Below are 23,877 nucleotides of genomic sequence, written 5' to 3' on the forward strand. Positions count from 1 at the left end.
TCATGTCAAATTAGCGGCGTGAGCTTTTAACAAACAGCCAAATAAAAAAAGGACCGCCCAAAAGCGCCAAGACAATGCCAACCGGAACATCAACCGGATAAGCCACATGCCGTGCCATACCATCGATCACCAAAAGTAGCATTGCCCCAAGCCAGCCCGACCAAATCATAAGGCGCATCCGACCGCCACCAAATAAAATCGCTAGCAGGTTTGGCACCATCATGCCAATAAAACCAATCACGCCAGCAAGCGATACTGCTGCTCCGGTCAACAATGCCGAGGCAATCACCACCAAGCAGCGCGTTGCCCCCACTTGAATGCCAAGCGATTTGGCCGCCGTTTCGCCAAGCATCAAGCCATCAAGCTTTCGACCAAGCGGCAATAAAATAGCTAACCCAAGCAGCATGGAAATGATGGAATATCGCAGCGGCACAAACCCCGCCTCCGCCATACTTCCCGACAGCCAGTTGGTTGCTGAGCGCAGCACCATATCATCGGACATGAATAAAATCAGACTGACCACCGCCGCACAAAAGGCGCTAATAACAAAGCCCAAAATCAGCAGCCCCATTTGACCGCCGCCCAAAAACCGATGACACGCCAAAATAAACAAGCAAACCAGCACACTTCCGGTAAAAGCAGCAAGCGGAACGCCAATACCGCCAATGCCAAAAGCAAGTACCAAGACAACGCCAAGCGCCGCGCCACCTGAGGTGCCAATCAAGCTTGGGTCAGCAAGTGGGTTTTCAAACAGTGCTTGCAATGCGGCGCCGCTAACCGACAGTGCCATGCCAACAAGCAGCGCCGTTGCCACGCGGGGATAACGCAGCTGCCAAATGGTCTCATCCAAATGCAGCGGATTTGACCATTCCCCAAAACCAATACCAAGCCCAAGCCAAATCAGCAGCAAGGACGCAAGCGCCGCGATGACGTAATAAATGCTGCTTTTGTATTTTTTACGGCTGACAGGAAGTGCTGCCGAAAGCGTGTTTGCTGAATTTGCCATAACCAAACCGATTGCATCAAAAATGAAATTTAAAAATTATAAGATTAAAAACGGTTGTTTATTGTCCGGCAGCATTGAGCTTTTTAAGCACCTGCGGGGAGTTTAATCCATAGCGTAAAAAGCTGTCCGCCGGCCAAAATTGAACGCTGGCTTTACTTGCGGCAATTTCAGGGCGCTTGCTAAATCCGGCAACACCACCAACCACCTTTTGGTTGTGGTCAGCAATGATGATAACGTCAGGCTTAGCAGCAAGCCAACCCTCGCGTGACATCGGCTTCAACCCCGACACATTCGCTGCATTGATGCCCCCTGCTCGGCGGATAAGCTCATCACCGACCGTCCCTTTTCCGGCAACGATGCGACCGTCATAACTTAATACATAACGCTTTTTGGTGGCTTTCATCGGCTGCATTTGTTTTAGCCACGAGGCGGCAAGCTGATTGCTTTGCGGCTTTTTGCCGACATAGCTGCCGATGGTTTGAATACTATTGGCAAAAGTTTTTACATCTTCCTTGGGCGCAACGTTGACGGCTTTTACTTTTAAACCGTTTAAGCGCTGATAAATGCTTGCCGGCTGAACCATGTAGCTACCAAGCGCCAAATCTGGCTTCACCGCAAGGACGGACTCAGCCGTTAAATTGCGGTGCATTCCCACCGCTTTTACGTTTTTTAAGGCAGGATTGTTGTTGGTGGCGTCTTTACCGACCAGTTTGTTGGTTGCGCCAAGAGCAACGACCACGTCCGCCACATCAGGGCTCATCGCAACGATGCGGTCATAAGCTTGCGCGGATAAGGTTGGCGCGGCAATTAAACTTGCAACAACAGCGGCAGGAATAACTTTTGAAACCGTAGCTTTTGATAAATTGATAGAAAAAAAAGAGTTGGCGCGAGTCACAATAACGCTCCTTGTTGGTCACACAGTGTTGCCCAAACCGCGGTCTTAAACTTTGTAAGCCATGAAACCGCAGCTTTGGGCAATTTTAAAACGATAAATTTACTTCTTTATTTTGTCTTAACTTAACACTTACGCATTTGCCGCTTTTGGCAGCTCGCTACTTTCGGCAGCGTGATTGATAGCAAACTTAGCAACCAAATCTTGAGTAATGTCCTGCCAAGCTTCAAGCTCAGGATTGCCTTCCATGCGCTGACCAAACACGCTAAAAATGCTCACGCCTTTATCATCAAAGCCTTCAATACAAGTTACAATGCCGTCAACCGTTGGACGCTTCACGCACCAAACTTGAGCTAGCGCTTTATCTTTTAAATGCAGGGTAAAGTTATTGTGGTTTTTATCTAAAATATTGAACCAATCGCCCATGCGTTTGAGCGTTTTTACCGTTCCGGTTTGGATTTGTACCAAGCCACTGTTGCCAACAAAAGTCATGATTGGGCATTCAATATCACGCGCTTGTTCAAACATCGCCTCAACCGCTGCCGTTTCAAGCTTAAAAGTCATGCCCTCAGGCGCTTGCGAGTAGCTGCTTGCGCGGTCAACTTTTAACTTTTGCAATAAACCATGAAACTCATGAACGTCCTTCATCGCAAGCCAATTATTTTGCAATTCCGACTGCTCGGCGTCATCAAGAGTTTTAAGCTGCCAATCTTTTGGCGCATCAGCAACGTCAAGCTCGATGCTGTCTGCATCTACCGATTTTGCTTGCTCAGCAATCATCTCTTGCCAACGCGAAATAGCATCATCGCTTAGCTCACGAAGATAAACCTTGTCAATTGCCGCACCCGACTCATTAAAAAATTGAATGCTGTATGACGGCTTATCTCGGCTTAAGTCGGTAACGGCAAGCATGTGCTTCCAGCGCCACATAAAAAAGCGCAAATCCAAACCGCCAACGTTCAAGGCGATGCCCATTTTGTCACCAAGCTTAAGGTTATGATAGGCGGCAGTTTTTTCATGAACCGCCAAATCGTTACGAACGATGCTTTCAACCTCGCCAAAATCTTTAAACTGCTTTAATACCGACTTGCAGTCACTACCGATATATTGGCTGAACGGCGCAGCAAGGAGCAATTCAAGCTCGCTGACGCCAAGCGCTTTTGCGCCTTCGGTCGGAAATAGCATGGGGCTACTTGCTTTTTGGTCTTGATAGCGTTGCCAAAGGGCGGTGTCTTTTTGAGAGATAACAACAGATTTGGTCATGGCGGGCTCCTTTTTAGATGAAATATCAAATCAAGGATGATTATGCCGAACTTTTTTTTATTTGTAAACGAGAATAATTATAATTTAATACTTGATAACTATTCTTATTTATATTAGCATAGCGCTACTTTGTTTCTGATTCATTACTACTCGTAACGCAATTGAGCTGCCATTTTAGAAACCTCTAAGCCGCTCAGCGCATGATTTTTTTATGGCTTTCATGATGACTTCTTTATTTTCTACCGCCACCCCTGATTTACCTCGCCGAGCTTTGAGCGTCGCCATCATGACGGCTGTTGCTATCGCTGCGATTCCTGCGCAAGCCGACACGATGCATAGCCATAGCTTAGCGCCAAGCACCAAACTTGATACGGTCGTTGTTACGGCAACCAAATCAAGCAAAACACTCAATGACGCCCCCGTTGCCGTTCAGGTTTTGGACAAAAAAACCCTTGATGACAATCAAGCGCATACGTTAAAGGACGCGCTCAAGCTGCTTCCAAACGTTTATTTACGCCAAATTCACGGCAAAACGGGTTATGAAGTGGTGATGCAAGGCTTTAGCGGTGACCAAGTTTTGGTGCTGATTGATGGTCTGCCCATTACCGCAAGTACTGGCTCAACGGTCAATCTTAATCAGTACTTGAACATGGATATTGAGCAAATTGAGATTGTCCAAGGCGCCGCGTCCGCGCAGTTTGGTAGCGCAGCCATGGGCGGCGTGATTAACATCATCACCAAACCGGTTGATAGCCTGCGCGCTCATGTCACCGCCGAGCTTGCGAGCAATGGCAAGCAAAACCCATCGGGAAAAAGTATTGATGCCAACAAGCGCTTTGTTGAGGCAGGGATTGAGGGGGCGCTAGATAAAGGCGACCAACTTCGCAGCAGACTTTCTGCCTCCTACCTAGATGATAAAGGCTTAAGCCTTGATACAGATGGTTGGTCACGCTTAAAAGACGCCAGTAAACAGGCGCAAGTGACCGCTCGCCTTGATTTTACGCCTAGTAATATGGCAACCAAAAACACCCAAGGTGCGCTACTCAATAACTCAAAATATTGGGCGGAAGCCACGCATTATAAAGAAGATGACACCAGCCGCTTTAGCCTTTATGTGCCGCCGCTGCACTTACCGCAGCAGCGCGAGGAAGCCATCACCAAAAACCGCTTTACCGTTGGTGGTCGCTCGGATATTCATTTATCCGCAAATTCCGAGCCATATCAACTCTTGATTCAAGGATTATTTGAAGATTATAAAAGTCAGTCAGATACTTTTTCAGACAATGAGCTGACCTCTGCTCGCGATACCGACATCACCACCGCCCTTGCGCAAGCTCAGCTTGATTTGCCTGAACTTAAATTATCCGATAAGCACACCCATTTGCTGCAATTTGGCGTTCAAGGTCAAAAAGACACCTTAACCCAAACCAAAAATCAAGTCAGCGAGCTGGTCCGCGATGAGGTCAGCCGAACCGTTGGCGAGGTTTACGCGCAAGATGATTGGCTCATTGGCAACAATCTTGAGGTGTTAACCGGCGTTCGCTACCAAAACGATGAGGACTTTGGCGACCATTTTGCTCCCAAAGTTGCCTTAAAATACAATCTGATGGACAACCAAGGTCGCGACCATGTGCTGCGAGCAAGCATTGGCACAGGCTACCGCGTTCCCAATTTAAAAGAGCGCTATTACGTCTTTGACCACAGCAATTTGGGCTATAAAGTGATGGGAAATCCAAACTTGCAGCCGGAAACCTCAACCAGCTTTCAAGTGGGCTATCAAAGCCAATTAACAGACAAATTAAGCCTGAATGCCAATGGCTTTTATAACGATATTAAAGACTTAATTCAAACCGATGACAGCAATGCTTTGATTGAAAATGGCATCTCAATTTTTCAATATACCAACGTCGATAGCGCTTACACCTACGGCGGCGATGTCGGGATTGATTGGCAGGCGTTAGACAATGCTAAAGTTCAAGCCAGTTATGCTTATTTAAAGACTCACAATAAAAGCGCCGACAGTGAGTTGACCTATCGCCCTAACCACAAAGCCATGATTGCCGTTGATTATCAAATTAATGATAAATTGCAATTTATTCCACAATTGACGTATGAGTCAAAGCAGTTAATTAGCACAGAAAATCAGTCCTACTCGCCTGCCTTTTGGAATTTGGACAGTAAGCTGAATTATCAAGCCAATGATAAATTAAGTATTTATGGCGCGATTAATAATATTTTTGACACTCAGCGCGATATCAAAGACCCAAGCGACTTTAGGCCTATTGACAACCGCGAGTGGCTCGTTGGCGCAAGCTACCGTTGGTAAGCCAAACTTGATTATAAAAATTTATAACTGCTCAACCCGCACTGTTTTTTAGCCTTTTGACTTTTAGGAGATAACTATGATTGATGCAAAAACTAAAACTTTATCCAAGACTTTAACCCTAATCATGGGCTCAGCTTTACTGGCAAGCTTGTCCGGCTGTGGTGGTGATGGCAGCAGTGATAATGGCGGCACAACCATTACCCCGCCAAGTACAACCTCGCTATTTACTCAGTCGGCTACTTGGAAAATCACCAACCTTACCAAAGGCGCGACCACCTGTTTTGATTTTGACGCTCAAAAAGAAAGCGACTGTACAGGAAACACTTGGGACGTTAAATTTGAAAACCAAGAGCGCGGCGTCAAGCTTTGGTCAAATAGCGGCGCGTCCGGCGCCGGAAAAGGCGGCGTGTTTGGGCTGATGGATTGGAGCGAGCTGAAAGACTATAAAAACGCCACCCTCGACCCTGCAAGTAATAGCGACATCAGCTTTCTTTATAATGAAGATAAAAACGGTGGCATCTTTAACCAAAGCCCATGGTACGCTTACAGCTTAAACGACGACCATAAGCTTTATCCGAACAACCGCGTTTATCTCATCACCACGGACAATACCAGCGCGGAGGCTGCAAGCTCAGTACAAATGCCGATTTATGCCATTCAGATTACCAATTACTATAATAAAAAAGCCGAGGGCGGATTTCCAGAACTGCGCTGGATCGACACTGCCATGCCAAACAATGTCAACACTCAGCAAATTGACGCCTCAAGCCCGACCGACTGGACATATTTTAACTTACAATCGGGCAAAGTCGTTGATAAATCAGGCGTTTGGCATATGGCCTTTAAACGCGACAGCATTATCTTAAACGGTGGCAGCTCAGGAACAGGTAAAGTCGGCGCTTATTTAGCCGAAGCTTCAAAAGCTTACTACGATGATAAAGGCGAGCCTATTAAAGCCAAATTTATGGCGGACAATAAAACTGAAAGTCTAATAGCCTTACAAAATATTCAAGATTTCCAAAAGCCTGGAAGTGCGACCGGATGGGTCACGGATAAAACAGGGTCAAGCTTAAGCCCTGCTGCGACCGGCAACTATCCAAAACTAGATTATGGCTTGTTCAGCTATGACGGCGCCAATCATCAAATGGTCGCTAATCCTGGTAAAGGCGCGCTCATCCGCTCAGCTGAGGGCAACAGCTTTGCCAGAATGCGTTTAACAAAAATCAATTATCCTGATGCCACCTCGACTGCGGCAACCTCTTGGGACTTTGAATTTGATATTCAACCTGCAAGCGCCACTGCGGCAAAATAACTCACGCATGGAATTAAAAAAACCGCTCATCCGTGGGCGGTTTTTTTGCAGAAGATGGGCTACATTAACCCCATTGCCCGAAGTACCGCCGCACCAATTGCCATACCAAACATGCCAACCACCGTGGTAAACGCCAAAATATTTGCTGCCAAGACATCATTGCCGCCCATCGCTTTTGCCATCACATAGCTTGCGGCAGCGGTCGGTGCCGCCATCATCAAAAACAGCACCCCCATATGAATCCCTTGAAGCCCAAATAAAAGCCCTACGGCAATGGCAATGAGCGGCGCAATCACAATCCGACCAATACTTGCCTGCATCGACAACCCCGAGGGCGCAAGCATCGTGCGCCAATCAATACTGGCTCCGGCACAAATCAGCGCCAAAGGCAAGGTGACCGACGCCAACAAATCGCCGGTTTTATGAATCACACTGGGAACGGGGGGCAAATTTAGCGCTTTATAAGCAAAAGCCACCACGAGCGCAATCATCAACGGATTGGTAATAAGCTTGTTAAGAATCAGTTTTGATTTGGTCAGCCACGTGTCCTCAGCCGTTTTAAACACTCGGCTAAGCGCAATTACCGCCAAAACATTAAATAAAATGGTCACCAGTCCCATATACACCGCGCCAATGCTCAAACCCTCTTCACCATAAGCATTAGCAACGGTGGCAAGACCAATAATCGCCATATTACTGCGAAACACGCCTTGAACAAAAACGCCTTGGTCGGTGGGATTTTTGATAACCCTACGCGCGTAAACTTCCGAACCAAAAAACAAAATAAAGGTGACGACGCCCCCTGCCGCAATCAGCTGAACTTGCTTGCCATAATCGACCTGACTGTCCACCACGCTAAAAAACAGCAAACATGGCAGGCAGTAGTTAAATACAAAATTGGAAGCTTGGTCAACAAACGGCTTACTTGCGGCGCCGCGGCGCTGCATAAAAAAACCCAACCCCATTAACATAAGGTTGGGCAAGATAATCGCAACCGCAAAAACAATAGCATCAATCATAATCAGGTCAACGGCAAGAACGTTTTTTAAGGCTTATTTTTAAAGACTTAAAAACGCAAAATAGCTAAAATTGAAAAAATGGCAAACGCTAGAATATCATAGCGCCTGCTATCTTTACTATTTTTTTACCCATTTGCCCTCATCATTTTTATGATAAACCTTTTCAACCGCTGCCCAAGCGGTAGCAAACTGCTTAGATTCGTCATCATATTCTTTGGCGGCGCTGTTAAATGCCGCGCGAAAAATCTCTTGACCGTGCTTTGGCAAATGGTCTTTTACTTTATCAGGCAGGTCGGATAAGTTGTCGTAAGGCATAATTAGTTTCCTTGTTTATTTTAAGCTTAAGAGTTACAGCAAGCTTTTATCTTGACAAACTTATCCCCTATCGAGCGTTACACTTGGTAGTGAAACCGTTAACAAGGTTAACTGCCAAGCAGCGCCTTTGCCTTTTTTTGCTTTTTAATGGTCATCGCAAGCAGCTGAATGGCAGCAGGAGTCACACCGCTGATTCGGCTGGCTTGAGCAAGGCTTACCGGTCGGACTTTGGTAAGCTTTTGCACCACTTCATTAGACAGCCCTGAGACGGCGGCAAAATCAAAATTGTCCGGAATGGCGGTATTTTCCAAGCGCTTCATCTGAGCAATGTCTTCTTGCTGACGGTCGATGTAGCCTGCGTATTTGACCGAAATCTCAATTTGCTCGCCGACTTGCTCGTCAACTTGAGAATCGGTCAGTTGAGCAATATCATTAAAATGAACTTGCGGTCGTTTTAACAAGTCAAGCGCATTGACTTCTTTGGTCAAAGCCTCGCCGGTTTGCTCACTAAACGCTTTGCCAAGGGCGTTCATTGGCGTTGCCCACAAGTCTTTTAGGCGCGATTGCTCACTTGCAATGGCATCCATTTTTTTCTCAAAAGCAGTCCAGCGCGCATCATCAATCAGCCCAAGCTTACGCCCAATCACTGTTAAACGCTGATCGGCATTGTCCTCACGAAGCAGCAAACGGTATTCGGCGCGACTGGTGAACATCCGGTACGGTTCATTGGTACCATGGGTGATTAAGTCATCAATCAACACGCCCAAATACGCTTGGTCGCGGCGCGGCGTCCAAATCTCAAAATCAGGGTTGTCTTGGGTGACAAGCGCAGCATTCACGCCGGCAAGCAAGCCTTGAACGCCTGCTTCTTCATAACCGGTTGTGCCGTTGATTTGCCCTGCAAAATAAAGCCCATCGATGGATTTGGTTTCAAGCGTTGGCTTTAAATTTTGCGGGTCAAAATAATCGTATTCAATGGCGTAACCGGGTCGCGTGATATGCGCGTTTTCCAAGCCTTTCATGCTATGGATAAATTCAAGTTGAACGTCAAATGGCAGACTTGTTGAAATGCCATTGGGATAAAGTTCATGCGTGGTCAAGCCTTCAGGCTCAATAAAGATTTGATGGCTGTCTTTGTCGGCAAAGCGGTGAATTTTGTCCTCAATTGAGGGGCAATATCGAGGGCCCACGCCTTCAATTTTTCCTGAAAACATTGGCGAGCGGTCGAGATTTTGGCGAATAATGTCATGGGTTTTGGCGTTGGTATGGGTGATGTAGCAGTTGACTTGGCGCGGGTGCATGGCGGTGCTTCCCATATAACTCATGGTCGGCAGCGGCGTATCGCCGGGCTGAACGGTCATCACGCTAAAATCAACGCTTCGGGCATCAATTCGCGCGGGCGTTCCGGTTTTTAAGCGCCCAACTGGCAAATTCAGTTCTCGCAGACGGTCAGCAAGCTTAATCGCCGGCGGGTCACCTGCACGGCCGCCTTTAGAATTTTCAAGACCAATATGAATCACCCCGCCCAAAAACGTTCCGGAGGTTAAAACAACCGTTTGGGTGTTAAAAATAATGCCGGTTGAAGTCACGACCGCAGTGGCGCGACCATTTTCTACCAAAATATCGTCAGCCGCTTGCTGAAAAATGTCTAAATTGGGCTGATTTTCAAGCGTTTCGCGAATGGCGGCTTTATATAAAATGCGGTCAGCTTGCGCTCGCGTTGCCCGAACCGCCGCGCCTTTTCGGCTGTTTAATACCCGAAATTGAATCCCAGATTTGTCGGTTGCCAGAGCCATTGCGCCGCCAAGCGCGTCAATTTCGCGAACCAAATGCGATTTGCCAATGCCGCCAATGGCAGGGTTACAGCTCATTTGACCCAGCGTTTCGATATTGTGGGTCAACAAAAGTGTCTTTGCGCCCATTCTTGCTGCCGCAAGCGCGGCTTCTGTTCCGGCATGACCGCCGCCGATAACCACCACATCGTAGGATTTTGGAAATTGCATGTCGCCTCGCTTGCTAAAAACGCTTGGGGTTAACTTCTAAAGATAACGTCAGAAAATTAAAATCAGCCGATTATTATAGCAATAATCATATTGATATTTTAGGTTTTTATTTGCCGTTGCCGTTAAGCTTACTTTTTTAAACTTAGTTTTTTAAGCCTAGCTTTTAAACTTGAAGAATTTCAAAAATTGCTCAATCAAGATAACGGTATGATTTGGTCGCTTGGTGAATTGCTAATGATATGCTGACTTCCCAAACCTTCAGGATTGTTAGATAAATAGCGCTCCATTTCTTTCATAGCTGCGTCATCACCCGTTGCTAAAATGGCAGATTTGATGGCATCAACGGGCGGCAAGGGTAAGTTTTTAAGTAAAGCCAAGCGTTGACGGTTATCCCCATGATGAATAACCACATCAATCAGCGCACAAACGTCAATGGGCAAATCGGGCGTATTTTGCGCAAGTAGCGCCAAATGGTAAGCGCCCGTGCTGTCTTGGTCAACGCGGATTCGCTGCTCAATGGCTTGATAGGTCGCTTCGGTTGCGCCGCCTGCCACGCTTAATTGGTGAATGCATTTTAGCGCTGAATTTGGCTCATTGTTTGCCAAATCAATGATTTGCGCTGAGACTTTTTTGAGCGCTTCACGGCGGGCGTCTGTACTTTGGTCGGTCATAGCAGTCCTTTATTGTTAGCTTTTAAAGGGCTTATATGGGGAAATTTTTGTTAAAAACAACATGACTGTCAACTTTAAAAACTCAAAAAAAATCAGCCCAAACGTTAAGCTTGAGCTGATTCCTTTTTTATAAAACTATTAATTAAAGCTTTTGTTAAGCTTCTGGGCTATTGGCTTCAATCAATGGCTTTAATTCGCCCGATTGATACATTTGTAAAATGATGTCCGAGCCGCCCATCAGCTCGCCATTGACCCAAAGCTGTGGGAACGTTGGCCAGTTGCCCACTTTTGGCAAGGTCGCGCGGATTTCAGGGTTTTCTAAAATATTCACAAACGCAAATGGGCGACCAATTTGGGTCAATACGTCAACGGAGCGTGCTGAAAAGCCACACTGGGGAAACTGCGGCGTGCCTTTCATATACAAAATAACTTTGTTGTCGCGGATTTGGTCGCGGATTAACTGTTCGATATCGGTGTTGGTTTGGTCAGTCATAATTACTCCAAGATAAAAAGGTGGTTGACGCAAAAAAGCCGCTAAGCTTTAATCGCGTTTGGGGTTAATAATACCACGGCTTGCGCCATGATGCCCTCTTGTCTGCCGGTAAAGCCCAATTTTTCGGTAGTACTGGCTTTAATACTGATGTTTTTGATGTCGGTTTGCAAGTCACTTGCGATATTGGCGCGCATCAATTCATTATATGGTGCAAGTTTGGGACGCTCACAAAGCACGGTAATGTCGGCGTTACCAATTTGATAGCCTTCTGCCAAGACTTTACCATAAACATAGCGCAGCAAAATTCGCGAATCAAGCCCCGCGTTTGCCGCATCGGTATCGGGGAAATGCTGACCGATGTCGCCCATAGCAAGCGCCCCAAGCAGCGCATCCGCGAGCGCGTGCAAAATCACATCACCGTCAGAATGCGCAAGCAAGCTGTGACTGTGCTCAATATGAACACCCGCCAGTACTACATATTGCTGCTGAGCGCCGCTGTTATGAAACGCATGAACGTCAATACCTTGACCGATTTTTATCATTATACCTTCCTATAAAAACTTACCTATAAAACCTCAGGGCAGCGCGGCAAATTACCGCTTCGCGTTTACCTGCCTGACTGATTAGCTGTTATAATATCGCGCTTATATTACCATAAGTCGTTGAGCAAATTATGTCTGTTATCTCCTCATCTTTCCAAGCGACCGAAAATCATGCGCTAAGCCAAAACTCTACTGCCCATCTGGCATTAACGCTTGCGGATATCCCAAATCCTTCAAGCACCCGCGTGATTGTTGGTATGTCAGGCGGCGTTGACTCATCGGTGTCGGCGGTACTGCTGAAACAAGCCGGATTTTTGGTTGAAGGCTTATTTATGAAAAATTGGGAAGAGGACGACGGCACGGAATATTGCACCGCGATGGAAGACTTGGCGGACGCTCAAGCCGTTTGTGACAACATCGGTATCAAATTGCACACCGCAAACTTTGCGATGGAATATTGGGATCGGGTTTTTGAGCACTTTTTAGCCGAATATCAAGCGGGTCGAACGCCAAATCCTGACATTTTATGCAATAAAGAAATTAAATTTAAAGCGTTTTTGGACTTTGCGTTAACGCTTGGCGCCGATTTTATTGCCACCGGTCACTACACGCGCCGAAGTGTCAATTATCAAAATAACAATGGCGAAGTCGTCGCGCAACTGCTTCGCGGTTTGGATAACAATAAAGACCAAAGCTATTTTTTACATGCGGTTGGCGGCGATAAAATTGCCAAAACCTTATTTCCGGTGGGCGAGCTTGAAAAGCCCGTCGTTCGTCAAATTGCTGAAGCTCATGGGTTAATTACCGCTAAGAAAAAGGACTCAACCGGAATTTGCTTTATCGGTGAGCGCCGCTTTAAAGATTTTTTACAGCAATATTTGCCGGCAAGACAAGGCGAAATCATCACCGACGACGGTCAAGTTATCGGTCAGCATGACGGTCTTATGTACTACACCTTAGGTCAGCGCGGCGGCATTGGCGTTGGCGGCGTGAAAAATCGTCCGGAAGAACCTTGGTTCGTCCTCGCAAAAGACTTGCAAAATAACCGTTTAATCGTCGGTCAAGGTCACGACCATCCGATGCTTTTAAGCAACACCTTAACCACTTATAAAATGGATTGGGTCGAAAATAGCGCGCCAAGCGCGATTTTTTCAGACCAAGGCTTAATTTGCACTGCCAAATCGCGCTACCGTCAACCTGACCAAGCTTGTACCGTTTTTGCGGATAATGAAGATGGCAGCCAAGTCCGCGTGGTCTTTGATGAGCCGCAGCGCGCCGTCACCCCAGGGCAATCGGCGGTCTTTTATCTAGGCGAGGTTTGCTTAGGCGGTGGGGTGATTTCAAAAATTGACGCGCCTTGTGGGTTGTGAGCGGCTAAATTAACTACTAGCGCTTTGTAATTGCCCAAAACTGCCAAACTCTTGCTATAATCTCCTAACCTTTTTACCCATCCCCAACCGTGATTTTAAGGACTTTTCATGACCGCAATGAGCATGACGACACTTACCGCCCTCTCCCCCATCGATGGTCGTTACGCCAGTAAGGCCGACAGCTTGCGACCTTATTTGTCTGAATTTGGCTTGATTAAAGCGCGTGTGACCGTTGAGGTACGCTGGTTGCAATCGCTCGCTGACCACAGCGACATTAGTGAGCTTAGCGCATTTGACCCCGCCACCAACGACTTTTTAAACGCCATTGTCGATAACTTTAGCGAAGCTGACGCCCAAGCCATTAAAGACATCGAAGCGACCACCAACCACGACGTTAAAGCGGTGGAATATTTTATTAAAGACAAATTTCGCGGTCAAAGCGCCCTTGAATCTTCTCTAGAATTTATCCATTTTGCTTGCACCAGTGAAGACATTAACAACTTATCCTACGCCTTAATGCTCAAAGACAGCCGCAACATCGTCTTAGATAAAATGCAGCAAATTATTGATAGCATTAGCGATTTATCCATTACCTTTGCCGACCAGCCGATGCTATCGCGGACTCATGGTCAAACGGCAAGCCCAACGACGCTTGGTAAAGAAATGGCAAACGTAGCGTATCGCTTAGCGCGTCAAACCAAGCAATTTTCCCAAGTGGAGCTGCTCGGCAAAATGAACGGCGCGGTGGGTAACTATAATGCCCATTTATCCGCCTACCCTGATATTGACTGGCAATCTCACGCCGAAAGCTTTATCACCGAGCGCTTAGGGCTGATTTTTAACCCTTATACTACTCAGATTGAGCCGCACGATTATATCGCTGAATTGTTTGATGCGGTAAAACGCTTTAATACCATCTTAATCGACTTTAACCGCGACATTTGGCAATACATTAGCCTTGGCTACTTCAAGCAGCGCCTAAAAGAAGGTGAAGTTGGCTCATCGACCATGCCGCACAAAGTTAACCCAATTGATTTTGAAAACTCAGAAGGCAACTTAGGCGTTGCCAATGCAATGCTTGCCCATTTAGGCGAAAAATTGCCCATTTCAAGAATGCAGCGCGATTTGTCCGACTCGACGGTACTTCGTAACATCGGCGTGGGACTTGCCCAAAGTATGATTGCTTATGATGCTTGCTTAAAAGGCATTGGCAAGCTTGAAGTGAGCCCCGAGCGCTTGCTTGCCGATTTAGACGCCGCGCAAGAAGTCCTTGCCGAGCCGATTCAAACGGTGATGCGCCGCTACCGCGTTGAAAACCCGTATGAAAAGCTTAAAGCTTTAACTCGCGGTAATGCGATGACTCGCGAAGCCATGCTCAGCTTTGTCGATAGCGATGAGTTATCAGCTGTCAGCGATGCCGATAAAGCCCGCCTTCGCGACTTGACTCCTGCAAGCTACACCGGAAATGCTGCCGAGCAAGCCAAAAACATCAAAAATTTAATTAATAAATTATAAGTTGATAAGTTATAAATTTAATTTTTAAAACCTAGCGAATTTAACTTTATAAAGGGCGTGACCAAATTTGGTTGCGCCTTTTTTTATGGCGTAAAAAACTGCTTTATCAAAAGTCATGTTAACTATAGTAATTTTATGTGAATTTAGCTTGCCTAACTTCACAACAATGATACGACAATTGCTTTTTATTCTCGCTATGATAGCAAGACCCATAATAACAATGACTGGCAAAAGAACAACTTATAACAAGGCTGCCAGTATTTATAGCAATAAGAAATGGACTTATGAAACGACTTATTTTTGACTTAGACGACACATTGTGCCGCACCAAGGATGGTGATTACCACAATTCCGAGCCTGATTTTGCCATGATTGCAAAGCTTCGCGATTATCACCGCCAAGGCTTTACTATCGTATTGCATACCAGTCGCAATATGCGCACATTTTCAGGAAATGTCGGCGAAATTAACAAAAACACTTTGCCGATTATTATTGATTGGCTTGCCCGCCACAATGTACCTTACGATGAGATTTACGTTGGCAAACCGTGGTGCGGCTTTGAAGGCTTTTATGTTGATGATAAAGCCATCCGCCCTGATGAGTTTTTAAACTTGTCTTATCCGGAGATTTGCAAGCTATTAAGGATGACGCCATGATTATTATTCACTCATCCCGATTTGTAAATGCCGAGTTTGAAGCCGAAATTGGTTTAATTCCGCCGTGTATGCTGCCGATTGGCAATAAAAAAATGCTTGAACTGCAAGTTGCCAATTTTAAAAAGCAGTTTCCCCATGAAAAAATCATCGTCACTTTGCCAAAAACTTATAAGCTCACCATCAATGAGCAAGCCGTCATTAAAGAGCTTGGCGTTAGCGTTCAGCGCATTTGTGATGATTTAAGCTTTAGCGAGGCGATTTTATATCTGCTGAATGTTGAAGCAGAAAACGGTGACGATACGGTTCGAATTTTGCAAGGCGACCGCCTGCTCAATGACATTCCTGATGCCACGGACTGTATCGCTATCGCCGGTGCTTGTAGGCAAAGCGATTGGTACGACCGCTATCAGCGCCAAGATAATGAGTCGCGCTGGCTTGGTTATTTTGCCTTTGCCTCAAAAACCAACTTAGTAAAATCATTGGCATTATCCAGCAAAAGCTTTCCGGCAGCGCTTGCCCACTATCAAGACAGCCGCAGCCTGAGCGAGGTTCAGCCAGCTAACTGGTACAATTGCAGCCATGTTAACAGCTATTTTGAGGCGCGCTCGAGCATCACCACTCAGCGCTCATTTAACGCACTTACCATCGAGTCCGGCGTCGTCACCAAAACCAGTGACAACGATGTCAAGATTCAAGCCGAAGTCTATTGGTTCAACAACCTGCCGGCAAGTTTGCGCCGCTTTACCCCGCAGTTTATTGACAGTGGTCGCTTGCAAGATGGCGTGACCACCTATTATTGCTTAGAGTTTTTGCCGGTGATGCCCTTGAATGAGCTTTACGTTCACGGTCGCAACCCAAGATGGTTTTGGCAACGGATTTTTAGCTTAACCAAAGATTATTTTGCTATTGCGGCGAATCCTGCCAGTTTGACTAAGCTTAATTCGGCAAGCTTTGAGGCTGCTCTTGATAACTGCCTTGAGGATTTATACCGCAAAAAAACGCTGGGCAGGTTGACCACTTATCAAGAATCAAGCCAAATTGATTTAAGCGCCCCTATCTTTTATCAAGGAATAGAACTTGGCTCAATTTTGGATATTGCCAACGATTGTATCAATCAAGTGCTCAAATTGCCACGCTGCCCGACGGTGATGCATGGTGATTTGTGCTTTAGCAACATACTGTTTGATTCGCGCGGTGGGCGGCTCAAGCTCATTGACCCGCGCGGTCTTGATTGTCATAACAACTTTAGCATTTTTGGTGACACAAGTTATGATTTGGCAAAGCTTGCGCACTCGGTCATCGGCATGTACGACTTTATCATTGCAGGGCGCTTTGAGATTTTGCCCGATGAGCAGTCCGGCGGTCAAAGCCGAATCATTCATTTCGACATCGATGAACGCTTGGCGCAAATTCAAGACGACTTTTTAGCCACAGAGTTTATCAGTGGTATTGAGGTCGGTGACATCATGCCGGCGGTGGTTTTGCTATTTTTATCGATGTTGCCGCTGCATGCCGACCGACCCGACCGCCAAAAAGCCATGCTTATTAACGCTTATCGGTTATACAAAACTTACGTTTATCAAGGTCAAAACCAAAAAACAGTGGCATTTCGCAAGCTACCGCTTAACGAGCAAATTTATAATAACGAGGTTTTGGAAGGTTGAGGATTTTTTATGATTGTTATTCCAATGGCGGGGCTTAGCAGCCGCTTTTTTAAGGCAGGATTTGACGTTCCAAAGTATCAGCTGACCATTCATGATGACTTTGTATTTGATTTGGCGCTCAAATCGTTTGAGCGTTATTTTGCAAGCGAGCTGTTTGTTATCGTCCTTCGTGATGTGTTTGATGCCAAAGCTTTTGTTGAATCGCGGCTAAAAGCGCTTGGCGTTGAAAATTATTTGATAAAAGAACTTGATTTTGAGACCCAAGGTCAAGCAGAAACCGTGCTTTTTGGCATTGATAGCCCCAAAATTGACGATGACGAGCCGCTGTTTATTTTTAACATTGATACCTTTCGCTATGACTTTGTCAAACCTGACTTTTTAGCGGATTGTTCCGGCTATTTAGAAGTTTTCAAAGGCGACGGTGACCATTGGTCATTTATCGAAATTGACGATAATGATAACGTCATTCGAACCACTGAAAAACAGCGCATCTCCAACCTTTGTAGCGATGGGCTGTATTATTTTGCCAGTAAACGGCTTTATATTGACCTGCTTCATCAAGCAAAAGCGCAAAATCTCTTGGTTAACAATGAGCTTTATATCGCGCCGATTTATAATTTGTTGATTGAGCAAGGAAAAAGCGTTCGTTATCACTGTATTAGCGATGATGAAATCGATTTTTGCGGAACACCGGATGAATATCATACCTTGCTAACCAACGGCTTAAAACGAGCGCCATTAAAAAAGGCAGTTTAAAGGACAGCTTCTCAAAACAAAAAAAGCGGCAAAGTTAAGCCGCTTTTTTAGTGCACGATTAAAATATTAAGGATAAATCAAACTCATGGTCACCTGCTCGGCGGCAATTCGAGCAAAGCTATCACGCTTAAGCGCAAGTCTGTTGTCGGCAGCATCAAGAAGCGATTGGTCAGGGTTGTTAAGTTGCCAATGCTCATTTAATAAGCGATACCAGTCCTCGTGACTGACGCAGTTGAGCGCCATAAAATCATCACCTTGAACCCAACCGTATTTGGGGAAGCTTAAACCAAACCGCTCAAGGTCAAGAACGATAAAATGCTCGGCTAAAAATCGGTTGTAGCCGTTTAAGATATCGTCGTCGATTTGGTTATAGTGGCTTGGCACTTTATAGCCGCGTGATTTGGCGTATTTGATGGCAATGTGCTGCTCGACGGCAAGCTTGGTTCGAAACTGATTGTCAAAAAATGCCGCGTCATCATCGTGATTATGGCTTTCAAAATAAGTGGCGTTTTTCTCACTCATCGGCTTGACCGACCAGTATTCTTGAAGCACTTTGCGTTTGCCAAACTGAACCCAGTCGCTCACATGAAACGCCATATGCTCATAAACGTTTGGGTCAATGGTAAAAAAGCTGGCTACCGCAATTGGCGAGTATTTTTTATTGTTTTTCTTGCGTTTTTTTGTCCCGATTTTTTTGGCTTTTTTAGATTGTGGGCTTAGCGTTTGGCTGTCCGATTGCGGCGCTTTTTTAATGGCTTTGACGTAATCATCATAAATAGCAAGCAAACTATCTGACGTTAAAAAGCTGTCCGCGCGCAGCTTTAAAGCGTATTTGGTGGTGACCAGCGCCATTCCCGCAGCGGTCGAGGTAATTTGGCGGTTGACGTTATTTGGGGTATCGTAGCCAAATTTAATGTTCGGCAGCCCGCCTGGGTCAGGGTTTAAAATCAAGCGGTCAACGCCAAGCTTGGCAGCGGTGTTATAGTCGCTTGGAAACTCAAAGCTGTTCCAAGTGGATAAAATGACTTTGGCATTTGGCAGCGCTTTTTTGGTTTGCGCCAAATTGTACAAAAAATCTGTACCATCGGTTGCTCCCGAACCAAGCTGATTTGGGTCGATTTGACCTTGAAAAACGATGGTTATCTTTTTACTTTTAATCATGATTGTCCTTAATAGTGATTATTCTAAGTCAATTTATCTTGTTGTTAGAAGAGTAGCAAAAGCGACTTCAGATGGGTTTTTTAAGCTCTAGTTTTTAAGCTCAAAGTTTTGGCTCAAAGCTTGATTCTATTAGCTTCATAAGCCCAATACTGTTCGCAATCTGTAACGCCTGACAATCAAATCACCATTAAGGTCAAAAGTTAAAAAAATAAATGTTTTTTCATGGTAAAAATTAATGCTTTTTGCTGCTATTTTTATCATCGTCCTCATCATCGCCATCTGGAATGATAGCGCGAGCGACGGCGGCCGTGCCTTTGACCACGCCTTTGGTGGTTTTATAAGCAACTTTAACCGGAACGGTCACGACTTTATGAACGCAGCCTTGAATCAATAAAAAGCTTGCAAGGATGGTAATTAAGGATAGTTTTTTCATAGCGTCCTAGGTATGATGTTCCCATCATTATTGTGATGATGGCAGATTGGATTTAGTCAGCCATCATAAACGATTTCTTAAGCTTGTAACACCTGCTTACAACAAATTCAGCGGTTTATTTTGTTAATTCCCTTGCTGAATTACTGAATTTGGTTATTTACTTTTCGTTGGAAACTTTCATGAGCGCCTACCCCCTTTGTTTGCCCAAATCCATGTCTAAAGAGCAGTTTTTATCAGAATATTGGCAAAAAAAGCCGCTGCTGATTAAAAACGGCTTGCCTGCTTTGGTCGGTATGTTTGAGCCTGAGGATATTTTGGGATTGGCGCTTGACGAGGATGCCTCCGCACGGCTTATCACGCAAGCGGATAAAAAAATCAATGGCGCGCCGCAGTGGCAAGTCAAAAAAAGCCCACTTACTGAAAGCGATTTTGAAAACGTACCAAATCTTTGGACGATTCTTGTGCAAAATCTTGAGCAGTGGTCGCCAGAGCTTGGTACGCTTTGGCAAGCATTTGACTTTATTCCGCAGTGGCAGCGCGATGACATTATGGTGTCGTTTGCACCAAAAGGCGGCTCAGTGGGCAAGCACTATGACGATTATGATGTCTTTTTGGCGCAAGGCTTTGGTCACAGACGCTGGCAGCTTGGCAAGGTTTGCGATGAGACCACCGAGTTTGTGGCAGGCGAGCCAATCCGCATTTTTGATGATTTGGGCGAGATTGTCTTTGATGAGGTTTTAGCTGCCGGCGACGTGCTTTATGTGCCGCCAAAATGGTCGCATTTTGGCGTCGCTGAAGATGACTGTTTGACCTTTTCGTTTGGCTGTCGCCGCCCAAATTTGATGCAAATCATTGATAGCCTTGCCGATGTGGCAACCAATGACCCTGCCCTTTTTGTACCGATGATATTGCCGCAATTAAGTCAGCCTTCAGGAGCGCTTGAATCTTCAAGCATTGACGCTATCCGCGCGCAATTGGTTGAATTATTAACCTCAAATCAAGGCGCAAACTTACTTCAACAAGCCGTTTGCGAGGTGGTCAGCAAGCGTCAATATGAGGCGCTCGTTCCTGAAGAGTTACCAACGACAGATGAGCTTGTTGGCGCAATCACTGATGGCGCAACCTTAAAAGCCGACTTTAGCAGCCGTTTGATTTATACAACGATTGATAATGAAACGGTGATTTTTGCTAATGGTCAGCGCTTGGACGATATCAGCCCTGCTGCCGCTCAAGTATTAATTCAGCTTGCTGACGGTAAGGCGCTTGCTCTTGAGGATTTATCCGAGGTGGATAGCGATGAGGTCATGGACTGGATTGAAAACGGTTGGGCTTGGGTTGATGATGGCGAATTAGAATAGTTCTAAATTTTCACAAGCGCTCAAAAACAAAAAAAACCGATGATTTTACCATCGGATTTTTGTTATTTTCGTCTTACATGATGTCACTAAATTTACGAAACCAAGCTTCAAAATGAATGAAAACTGGCTCATAATCAACACGATGCGAGTCAACGCTCATCAATTTTTATAACTTTTTATAATAAAAACCACATAAAATAAGGAGTCAATCATGCCGCGCAATAAAACTGACGAAACTACCAAAATGGCGCCAAAAGACATCAACCAAGACAATTTAGCAAAAAAAGACCAACAGCGAACGGACGATTCAGCACTTGATATGATGTGTGGCTTACATGAACATGAAGACCATGATGAGGACAATAATCAAAGCTCATCTTAAGCTATTGTAATTCTTATAAATAAAAAAGCGCTTATATTAAGATAAGCGCTTTTTTCTGCGGTTGCGTCGTGGTTGGCGCTTCTCCGGCAGCTTATCTGACGCATAATTATAAAAAAAGGCGGCAGACAGCACGATAACGATGGGAACAAACAACGCATTGTAGCCAACTTTGGCAAATAAAAACGCGCCAACTGTACCGCCACCGCAAAAGCAGTACCAAATAATGGCTTGAAAACCAAGGGTCGGTTTGCTGATTTTGCGACCGGCAAGCCAATTGCCAATCGCCGCACCCATATCCGAGGTTAGCCCCGTTAAATGCGTGGTTCGGATGACCGCGCCGCTATAGGTAGCGACCATGGCGTTTTGCAGTCCGCAAGCCATTGCTGCGGCAAGTTGACCTAAATAATCATGCTCTTGGTATAAAAAATAGCTGACAAGCAATAAAAATGCTTCGATATAAAGCGCCCGACCATAGCTTTTACCAAGCTTTAATGAGGTTTGACCAACCACGAAGCCGCTTAAAATTGCACCGGTTAAAAACGACAATATCGATGCGCCGATAAACAAAAGACTTTTGAAATCTAAATGAGCAATCGCCGCTGAAAACAAGCTCACGTTTCCGGTCACGTGCGATACCGAAAGCCGAGTAAACCCCATTAGCGCGGCGGTATTGACGCAGCCTGCGCTAAAGGCAAGCACCGCCCCGCCCCAAAATATCCATCTTGATAGTCTGGTAATCATATATCGACCTTGCTTTACCGCCCAAAACGGTCTTATTATAACCAAAAAAGACAGCCCTTTGGCTGCCCTTTGGTCTTATTGCTTGAAAAATACTGTTAAAACGCAACGGTTTTTATCATTGTCAGTCTTATCATTATTCAGTATCATCAAGCATCAATTGCGGGCTAATTGCGACGGTGTTAAACCCAGCATCCACAAATAAAATCTCGCCGGTAATTCCAGATGCCCAAGGCGACAATAAGAATAGCGCGGCATTGCCAACCTCTTCTTGACTGACGTTGCGTTGAAGTGGGGCAATTTTTTCACTGATATCCAGCATTTTACGGAACGATTTGATGCCACTTGCTGCCAATGTTCGGATAGGTCCTGCTGAAATGGCATTAACGCGGATGCCTTCGCCGCCAAGAGAGGTTGCCAAGTAGCGGACGCTTGCCTCAAGGCTAGCTTTTGCCATTCCCATAACGTTATAGTTCGGCAATACCGAGATGCTGCCTTCATACGTTAAAGTCAGCATTGAGCCGCGGCGTTTGGCTAACAGCTCGCGACCGGCTTTGGCAAGGGCAACAAAGCTATAGCTTGAAATGTCATGGGCAATTTGGCTGCCCTCGCGGGTGGTGGCGTCGGTAAAATCGCCGTCCAACTGGTCCATGGGTGCAAAGCCAATCGCGTGAACGATACCATCAATGCCGTCGCCCCAATGCTCGGCAACTTTATCAAAGCAGGCGTTGATGGAATCATCGGATGCCACATCGCATTCAAGAACCAAATCTGCGCCAAACGCTTCTGCTGCCATATCGACGCGCTTTTTGATTTTGTCGTTAGGATACGTTAGCACAAGCGACGCGCCCTCGCGGTGCAAAGCTTCGGCAATCGCCCAAGCGATGGATAATTTACTGGCAATACCAGTCACGACAAAGCGCTGTCCTTGAAGTAGCATAATAAACCCTTATAAAAGTAGAAGAATTGAATGGTCGCTTTTGATTATACACGATTCAAAATTAAGTAAACAGTCGTAAACTTATGGCTTTTGATGGTCAGCTGCAAATTTTGTCATAGTTAATTTTTACAAATGTTATATTATAACAATTTTCAAGCAAATGGTAGGAAATTGCCTAAATTTCACGTATAATCAGCGCAACTTTATGATTGCAAGCTTATGCCAAATGGTTATTATCCATTTGGTTAAAAGCGATTTTTACCTTCTGGACGGTTGATAACCTTATGAGTAGCACCCTAACTTTAACCTCCGACTACCAAGAAAGCATCGATTCTTACCGTCAGCTCATCAGCTCAACGGGCGAGGATTTAGAGCGTCCTGGTCTTGAAGATACGCCAAAGCGCGCGGCAAAAGCCTTTGCCCATTTAACCCGCGGCTATCATCAAGACTTAACCGAAGTGGTTAATGATGCGGTGTTTCCATCGACCAACCGCGAATTGGTTTTGGTGCAAAATATTGAATTTTACTCACTTTGCGAGCATCATTTGCTGCCGTTTCATGGCGTGGCTCACATCGGCTATCTGCCAAACGGTCAGGTGCTTGGGCTGTCGAAATTTGCCAGAATTGTCGATATGTTTGCGCGCCGATTGCAAATTCAAGAAAACTTAAGCGAGCAAGTGGCGCAAACCATCATGGACGTCACCGGCTGTCGCGGCGTTGCCGTGGTGATGGACGCCGCCCACATGTGTATGATGATGCGCGGCGTCAATAAGCAAATGTCAACGACCCGAACCACCTCAATGCTTGGCGAATTTGTCCATGACAATCAAGCGCGAAACGAGTTTTTAGATGCGGTTCCTAAGCGTAAACCGGCGTTTTAGGGAACATTTAACGCCATTTTATCTGTGTAATTATAACGCTCATACTAAAAGGACACAAAAGTGTCCTTTTTTTTCGTGTTGATTTTGACAAGATAGTTTGAGTATTTGTTTAGCGTTCTATGTTATGCCTTTTTCTTTTGCATAATTCTATAAATAGATTTTAACTGCACTCACTATAAAT

Annotated in this window: 23 protein-coding genes; 10 read left to right on the forward strand and 13 right to left on the reverse strand. The window is 45.6% G+C overall.

Features of this window, described 5'->3' with window-relative positions; all coding sequences use genetic code 11:
* Nucleotides 1-10 precede the first annotated feature (10 nt).
* The 3 genes from ACZ5XY_RS00635 to ACZ5XY_RS00645 all read right to left on the reverse strand — a co-directional run bounded on the left by ACZ5XY_RS00635 (nucleotide 11) and on the right by ACZ5XY_RS00645 (nucleotide 3,161).
* Nucleotides 11-1,006, reverse strand: a complete 996-nt coding sequence (locus ACZ5XY_RS00635; protein ID WP_464742008.1) for a FecCD family ABC transporter permease — start codon at nucleotides 1,004-1,006, stop codon at nucleotides 11-13.
* 58 nt (nucleotides 1,007-1,064) lie between these two features.
* Nucleotides 1,065-1,901: a heme/hemin ABC transporter substrate-binding protein gene (locus tag ACZ5XY_RS00640; RefSeq protein WP_464742010.1), complete on the reverse strand. Its 837-nt coding sequence runs from the start codon at nucleotides 1,899-1,901 to the stop codon at nucleotides 1,065-1,067.
* Between the two features lie 129 nt (nucleotides 1,902-2,030).
* Nucleotides 2,031-3,161, reverse strand: coding sequence for a ChuX/HutX family heme-like substrate-binding protein (locus tag ACZ5XY_RS00645; RefSeq protein ID WP_464742012.1), 1,131 nt, complete (start codon nucleotides 3,159-3,161; stop codon nucleotides 2,031-2,033).
* Nucleotides 3,162-3,381: 220 nt separating this feature from the next.
* Between ACZ5XY_RS00645 and ACZ5XY_RS00650 the strand changes: the two genes are divergently transcribed.
* Both ACZ5XY_RS00650 and ACZ5XY_RS00655 read left to right on the forward strand, forming a co-directional pair.
* Entirely contained in the window at nucleotides 3,382-5,487 is a 2,106-nt protein-coding gene (locus ACZ5XY_RS00650) for a TonB-dependent receptor plug domain-containing protein (RefSeq protein WP_464742014.1), read from the forward strand.
* A gap of 76 nt (nucleotides 5,488-5,563) precedes the next feature.
* Entirely contained in the window at nucleotides 5,564-6,799 is a 1,236-nt protein-coding gene (locus tag ACZ5XY_RS00655) for an HmuY family protein (RefSeq protein WP_464742016.1), read from the forward strand.
* A gap of 59 nt (nucleotides 6,800-6,858) precedes the next feature.
* Here the strand turns inward: ACZ5XY_RS00655 and ACZ5XY_RS00660 are convergent, their stop codons facing one another.
* The 6 genes from ACZ5XY_RS00660 to ispF form a co-directional block, all read right to left on the reverse strand.
* Complete coding sequence (locus tag ACZ5XY_RS00660) at nucleotides 6,859-7,818, reverse strand: AEC family transporter (protein ID WP_464742018.1); 960 nt, start codon at nucleotides 7,816-7,818, stop codon at nucleotides 6,859-6,861.
* Nucleotides 7,819-7,935: 117 nt separating this feature from the next.
* A complete protein-coding gene (locus ACZ5XY_RS00665; protein ID WP_464742020.1) occupies nucleotides 7,936-8,133 on the reverse strand; it encodes a ChaB family protein in 198 nt (65 codons plus the stop codon).
* Nucleotides 8,134-8,240: 107 nt separating this feature from the next.
* Complete coding sequence (gene mnmG, locus ACZ5XY_RS00670; RefSeq protein WP_464742022.1) at nucleotides 8,241-10,136, reverse strand: tRNA uridine-5-carboxymethylaminomethyl(34) synthesis enzyme MnmG; 1,896 nt, start codon at nucleotides 10,134-10,136, stop codon at nucleotides 8,241-8,243.
* A gap of 194 nt (nucleotides 10,137-10,330) precedes the next feature.
* Nucleotides 10,331-10,807: a hypothetical protein gene (locus tag ACZ5XY_RS00675; RefSeq protein WP_464742024.1), complete on the reverse strand. Its 477-nt coding sequence runs from the start codon at nucleotides 10,805-10,807 to the stop codon at nucleotides 10,331-10,333.
* 154 nt (nucleotides 10,808-10,961) lie between these two features.
* A complete protein-coding gene (gene grxD, locus ACZ5XY_RS00680) occupies nucleotides 10,962-11,300 on the reverse strand; it encodes a Grx4 family monothiol glutaredoxin (RefSeq protein ID WP_169391555.1) in 339 nt (112 codons plus the stop codon).
* A 41-nt stretch (nucleotides 11,301-11,341) separates the two neighbouring features.
* The gene (ispF, locus tag ACZ5XY_RS00685) at nucleotides 11,342-11,842 is read right to left on the reverse strand and encodes a 2-C-methyl-D-erythritol 2,4-cyclodiphosphate synthase (protein WP_464742026.1); all 501 of its coding nucleotides are present in this window, start codon (nucleotides 11,840-11,842) and stop codon (nucleotides 11,342-11,344) included.
* A gap of 257 nt (nucleotides 11,843-12,099) precedes the next feature.
* Between ispF and mnmA the strand changes: the two genes are divergently transcribed.
* The 5 genes from mnmA (at nucleotide 12,100) to ACZ5XY_RS00710 (ending at nucleotide 17,803) form a co-directional block, all read left to right on the forward strand.
* Nucleotides 12,100-13,212 carry a tRNA 2-thiouridine(34) synthase MnmA gene (mnmA, locus tag ACZ5XY_RS00690; RefSeq protein WP_464743651.1) on the forward strand — a complete coding sequence of 371 codons (1,113 nt, stop codon included), beginning with the start codon at nucleotides 12,100-12,102 and terminating at the stop codon, nucleotides 13,210-13,212.
* A gap of 123 nt (nucleotides 13,213-13,335) precedes the next feature.
* On the forward strand, nucleotides 13,336-14,727 hold the full coding sequence (gene purB / locus ACZ5XY_RS00695; protein WP_464743653.1) for an adenylosuccinate lyase: 1,392 nt from the start codon (nucleotides 13,336-13,338) through the stop codon (nucleotides 14,725-14,727).
* A gap of 284 nt (nucleotides 14,728-15,011) precedes the next feature.
* Complete coding sequence (locus ACZ5XY_RS00700; protein WP_464742028.1) at nucleotides 15,012-15,383, forward strand: HAD family hydrolase; 372 nt, start codon at nucleotides 15,012-15,014, stop codon at nucleotides 15,381-15,383.
* Nucleotides 15,380-17,047 (forward strand): protein kinase family protein, encoded by a 1,668-nt coding sequence (locus ACZ5XY_RS00705; protein WP_464742030.1) that lies wholly within the window; start codon nucleotides 15,380-15,382, stop codon nucleotides 17,045-17,047. The genes ACZ5XY_RS00700 and ACZ5XY_RS00705 overlap by 4 nt, the downstream gene beginning before the upstream one ends.
* 9 nt (nucleotides 17,048-17,056) lie before the next feature.
* Nucleotides 17,057-17,803 (forward strand): glycosyltransferase family 2 protein, encoded by a 747-nt coding sequence (locus ACZ5XY_RS00710; RefSeq protein WP_464742032.1) that lies wholly within the window; start codon nucleotides 17,057-17,059, stop codon nucleotides 17,801-17,803.
* A gap of 66 nt (nucleotides 17,804-17,869) precedes the next feature.
* Here ACZ5XY_RS00710 and ACZ5XY_RS00715 read toward each other — a convergent pair whose 3' ends face one another.
* Nucleotides 17,870-18,964, reverse strand: coding sequence for a WavE lipopolysaccharide synthesis family protein (locus ACZ5XY_RS00715; RefSeq protein ID WP_464742034.1), 1,095 nt, complete (start codon nucleotides 18,962-18,964; stop codon nucleotides 17,870-17,872).
* A 232-nt stretch (nucleotides 18,965-19,196) separates the two neighbouring features.
* Nucleotides 19,197-19,397, reverse strand: coding sequence for an NF038104 family lipoprotein (locus ACZ5XY_RS00720; protein WP_464742036.1), 201 nt, complete (start codon nucleotides 19,395-19,397; stop codon nucleotides 19,197-19,199).
* Between the two features lie 179 nt (nucleotides 19,398-19,576).
* Between ACZ5XY_RS00720 and ACZ5XY_RS00725 the strand changes: the two genes are divergently transcribed.
* A complete protein-coding gene (locus ACZ5XY_RS00725; RefSeq protein WP_464742038.1) occupies nucleotides 19,577-20,755 on the forward strand; it encodes a ribosomal protein uL16 3-hydroxylase in 1,179 nt (392 codons plus the stop codon).
* Between the two features lie 211 nt (nucleotides 20,756-20,966).
* A complete protein-coding gene (locus ACZ5XY_RS00730) occupies nucleotides 20,967-21,137 on the forward strand; it encodes a hypothetical protein (RefSeq protein ID WP_464742040.1) in 171 nt (56 codons plus the stop codon).
* 36 nt (nucleotides 21,138-21,173) lie between these two features.
* Here the strand turns inward: ACZ5XY_RS00730 and ACZ5XY_RS00735 are convergent, their stop codons facing one another.
* Together ACZ5XY_RS00735 and ACZ5XY_RS00740 are read right to left on the reverse strand one after the other, a co-directional pair.
* A complete protein-coding gene (locus ACZ5XY_RS00735; protein ID WP_464742042.1) occupies nucleotides 21,174-21,878 on the reverse strand; it encodes a YoaK family protein in 705 nt (234 codons plus the stop codon).
* 133 nt (nucleotides 21,879-22,011) lie between these two features.
* Nucleotides 22,012-22,815, reverse strand: a complete 804-nt coding sequence (locus ACZ5XY_RS00740) for an enoyl-ACP reductase FabI (protein ID WP_464742044.1) — start codon at nucleotides 22,813-22,815, stop codon at nucleotides 22,012-22,014.
* A 284-nt stretch (nucleotides 22,816-23,099) separates the two neighbouring features.
* Here ACZ5XY_RS00740 and folE point away from each other — a divergent pair, with 284 nt between their 5' ends.
* Nucleotides 23,100-23,696: a GTP cyclohydrolase I FolE gene (gene folE / locus ACZ5XY_RS00745; RefSeq protein ID WP_464742046.1), complete on the forward strand. Its 597-nt coding sequence runs from the start codon at nucleotides 23,100-23,102 to the stop codon at nucleotides 23,694-23,696.
* Nucleotides 23,697-23,877: the final 181 nt, after the last annotated feature.

Source organism: Psychrobacter sp. GTC18467 (assembly GCF_055397455.1).

Excerpts from the sequence above, each read along its gene's own strand:
- ACZ5XY_RS00635 (WP_464742008.1), bottom strand. The coding sequence starts at position 1,006 with ATGGCAAATTCAGCAAACACGCTTTCGGCAGCACTTCCTGTCAGCCGT.
- ACZ5XY_RS00645 (WP_464742012.1), bottom strand. The coding sequence starts at position 3,161 with ATGACCAAATCTGTTGTTATCTCTCAAAAAGACACCGCCCTTTGGCAA.
- ACZ5XY_RS00650 (WP_464742014.1), top strand. The coding sequence starts at position 3,382 with ATGATGACTTCTTTATTTTCTACCGCCACCCCTGATTTACCTCGCCGA.
- ACZ5XY_RS00655 (WP_464742016.1), top strand. The coding sequence starts at position 5,564 with ATGATTGATGCAAAAACTAAAACTTTATCCAAGACTTTAACCCTAATC.
- ACZ5XY_RS00660 (WP_464742018.1), bottom strand. The coding sequence starts at position 7,818 with ATGATTGATGCTATTGTTTTTGCGGTTGCGATTATCTTGCCCAACCTT.
- ACZ5XY_RS00665 (WP_464742020.1), bottom strand. The coding sequence starts at position 8,133 with ATGCCTTACGACAACTTATCCGACCTGCCTGATAAAGTAAAAGACCAT.
- mnmG (WP_464742022.1), bottom strand. The coding sequence starts at position 10,136 with ATGCAATTTCCAAAATCCTACGATGTGGTGGTTATCGGCGGCGGTCAT.
- ACZ5XY_RS00675 (WP_464742024.1), bottom strand. The coding sequence starts at position 10,807 with ATGACCGACCAAAGTACAGACGCCCGCCGTGAAGCGCTCAAAAAAGTC.
- grxD (WP_169391555.1), bottom strand. The coding sequence starts at position 11,300 with ATGACTGACCAAACCAACACCGATATCGAACAGTTAATCCGCGACCAA.
- ispF (WP_464742026.1), bottom strand. The coding sequence starts at position 11,842 with ATGATAAAAATCGGTCAAGGTATTGACGTTCATGCGTTTCATAACAGC.
- mnmA (WP_464743651.1), top strand. The coding sequence starts at position 12,100 with ATGTCAGGCGGCGTTGACTCATCGGTGTCGGCGGTACTGCTGAAACAA.
- purB (WP_464743653.1), top strand. The coding sequence starts at position 13,336 with ATGACGACACTTACCGCCCTCTCCCCCATCGATGGTCGTTACGCCAGT.
- ACZ5XY_RS00700 (WP_464742028.1), top strand. The coding sequence starts at position 15,012 with ATGAAACGACTTATTTTTGACTTAGACGACACATTGTGCCGCACCAAG.
- ACZ5XY_RS00705 (WP_464742030.1), top strand. The coding sequence starts at position 15,380 with ATGATTATTATTCACTCATCCCGATTTGTAAATGCCGAGTTTGAAGCC.
- ACZ5XY_RS00710 (WP_464742032.1), top strand. The coding sequence starts at position 17,057 with ATGATTGTTATTCCAATGGCGGGGCTTAGCAGCCGCTTTTTTAAGGCA.
- ACZ5XY_RS00715 (WP_464742034.1), bottom strand. The coding sequence starts at position 18,964 with ATGATTAAAAGTAAAAAGATAACCATCGTTTTTCAAGGTCAAATCGAC.
- ACZ5XY_RS00720 (WP_464742036.1), bottom strand. The coding sequence starts at position 19,397 with ATGAAAAAACTATCCTTAATTACCATCCTTGCAAGCTTTTTATTGATT.
- ACZ5XY_RS00725 (WP_464742038.1), top strand. The coding sequence starts at position 19,577 with ATGAGCGCCTACCCCCTTTGTTTGCCCAAATCCATGTCTAAAGAGCAG.
- ACZ5XY_RS00730 (WP_464742040.1), top strand. The coding sequence starts at position 20,967 with ATGCCGCGCAATAAAACTGACGAAACTACCAAAATGGCGCCAAAAGAC.
- ACZ5XY_RS00735 (WP_464742042.1), bottom strand. The coding sequence starts at position 21,878 with ATGATTACCAGACTATCAAGATGGATATTTTGGGGCGGGGCGGTGCTT.
- ACZ5XY_RS00740 (WP_464742044.1), bottom strand. The coding sequence starts at position 22,815 with ATGCTACTTCAAGGACAGCGCTTTGTCGTGACTGGTATTGCCAGTAAA.
- folE (WP_464742046.1), top strand. The coding sequence starts at position 23,100 with ATGAGTAGCACCCTAACTTTAACCTCCGACTACCAAGAAAGCATCGAT.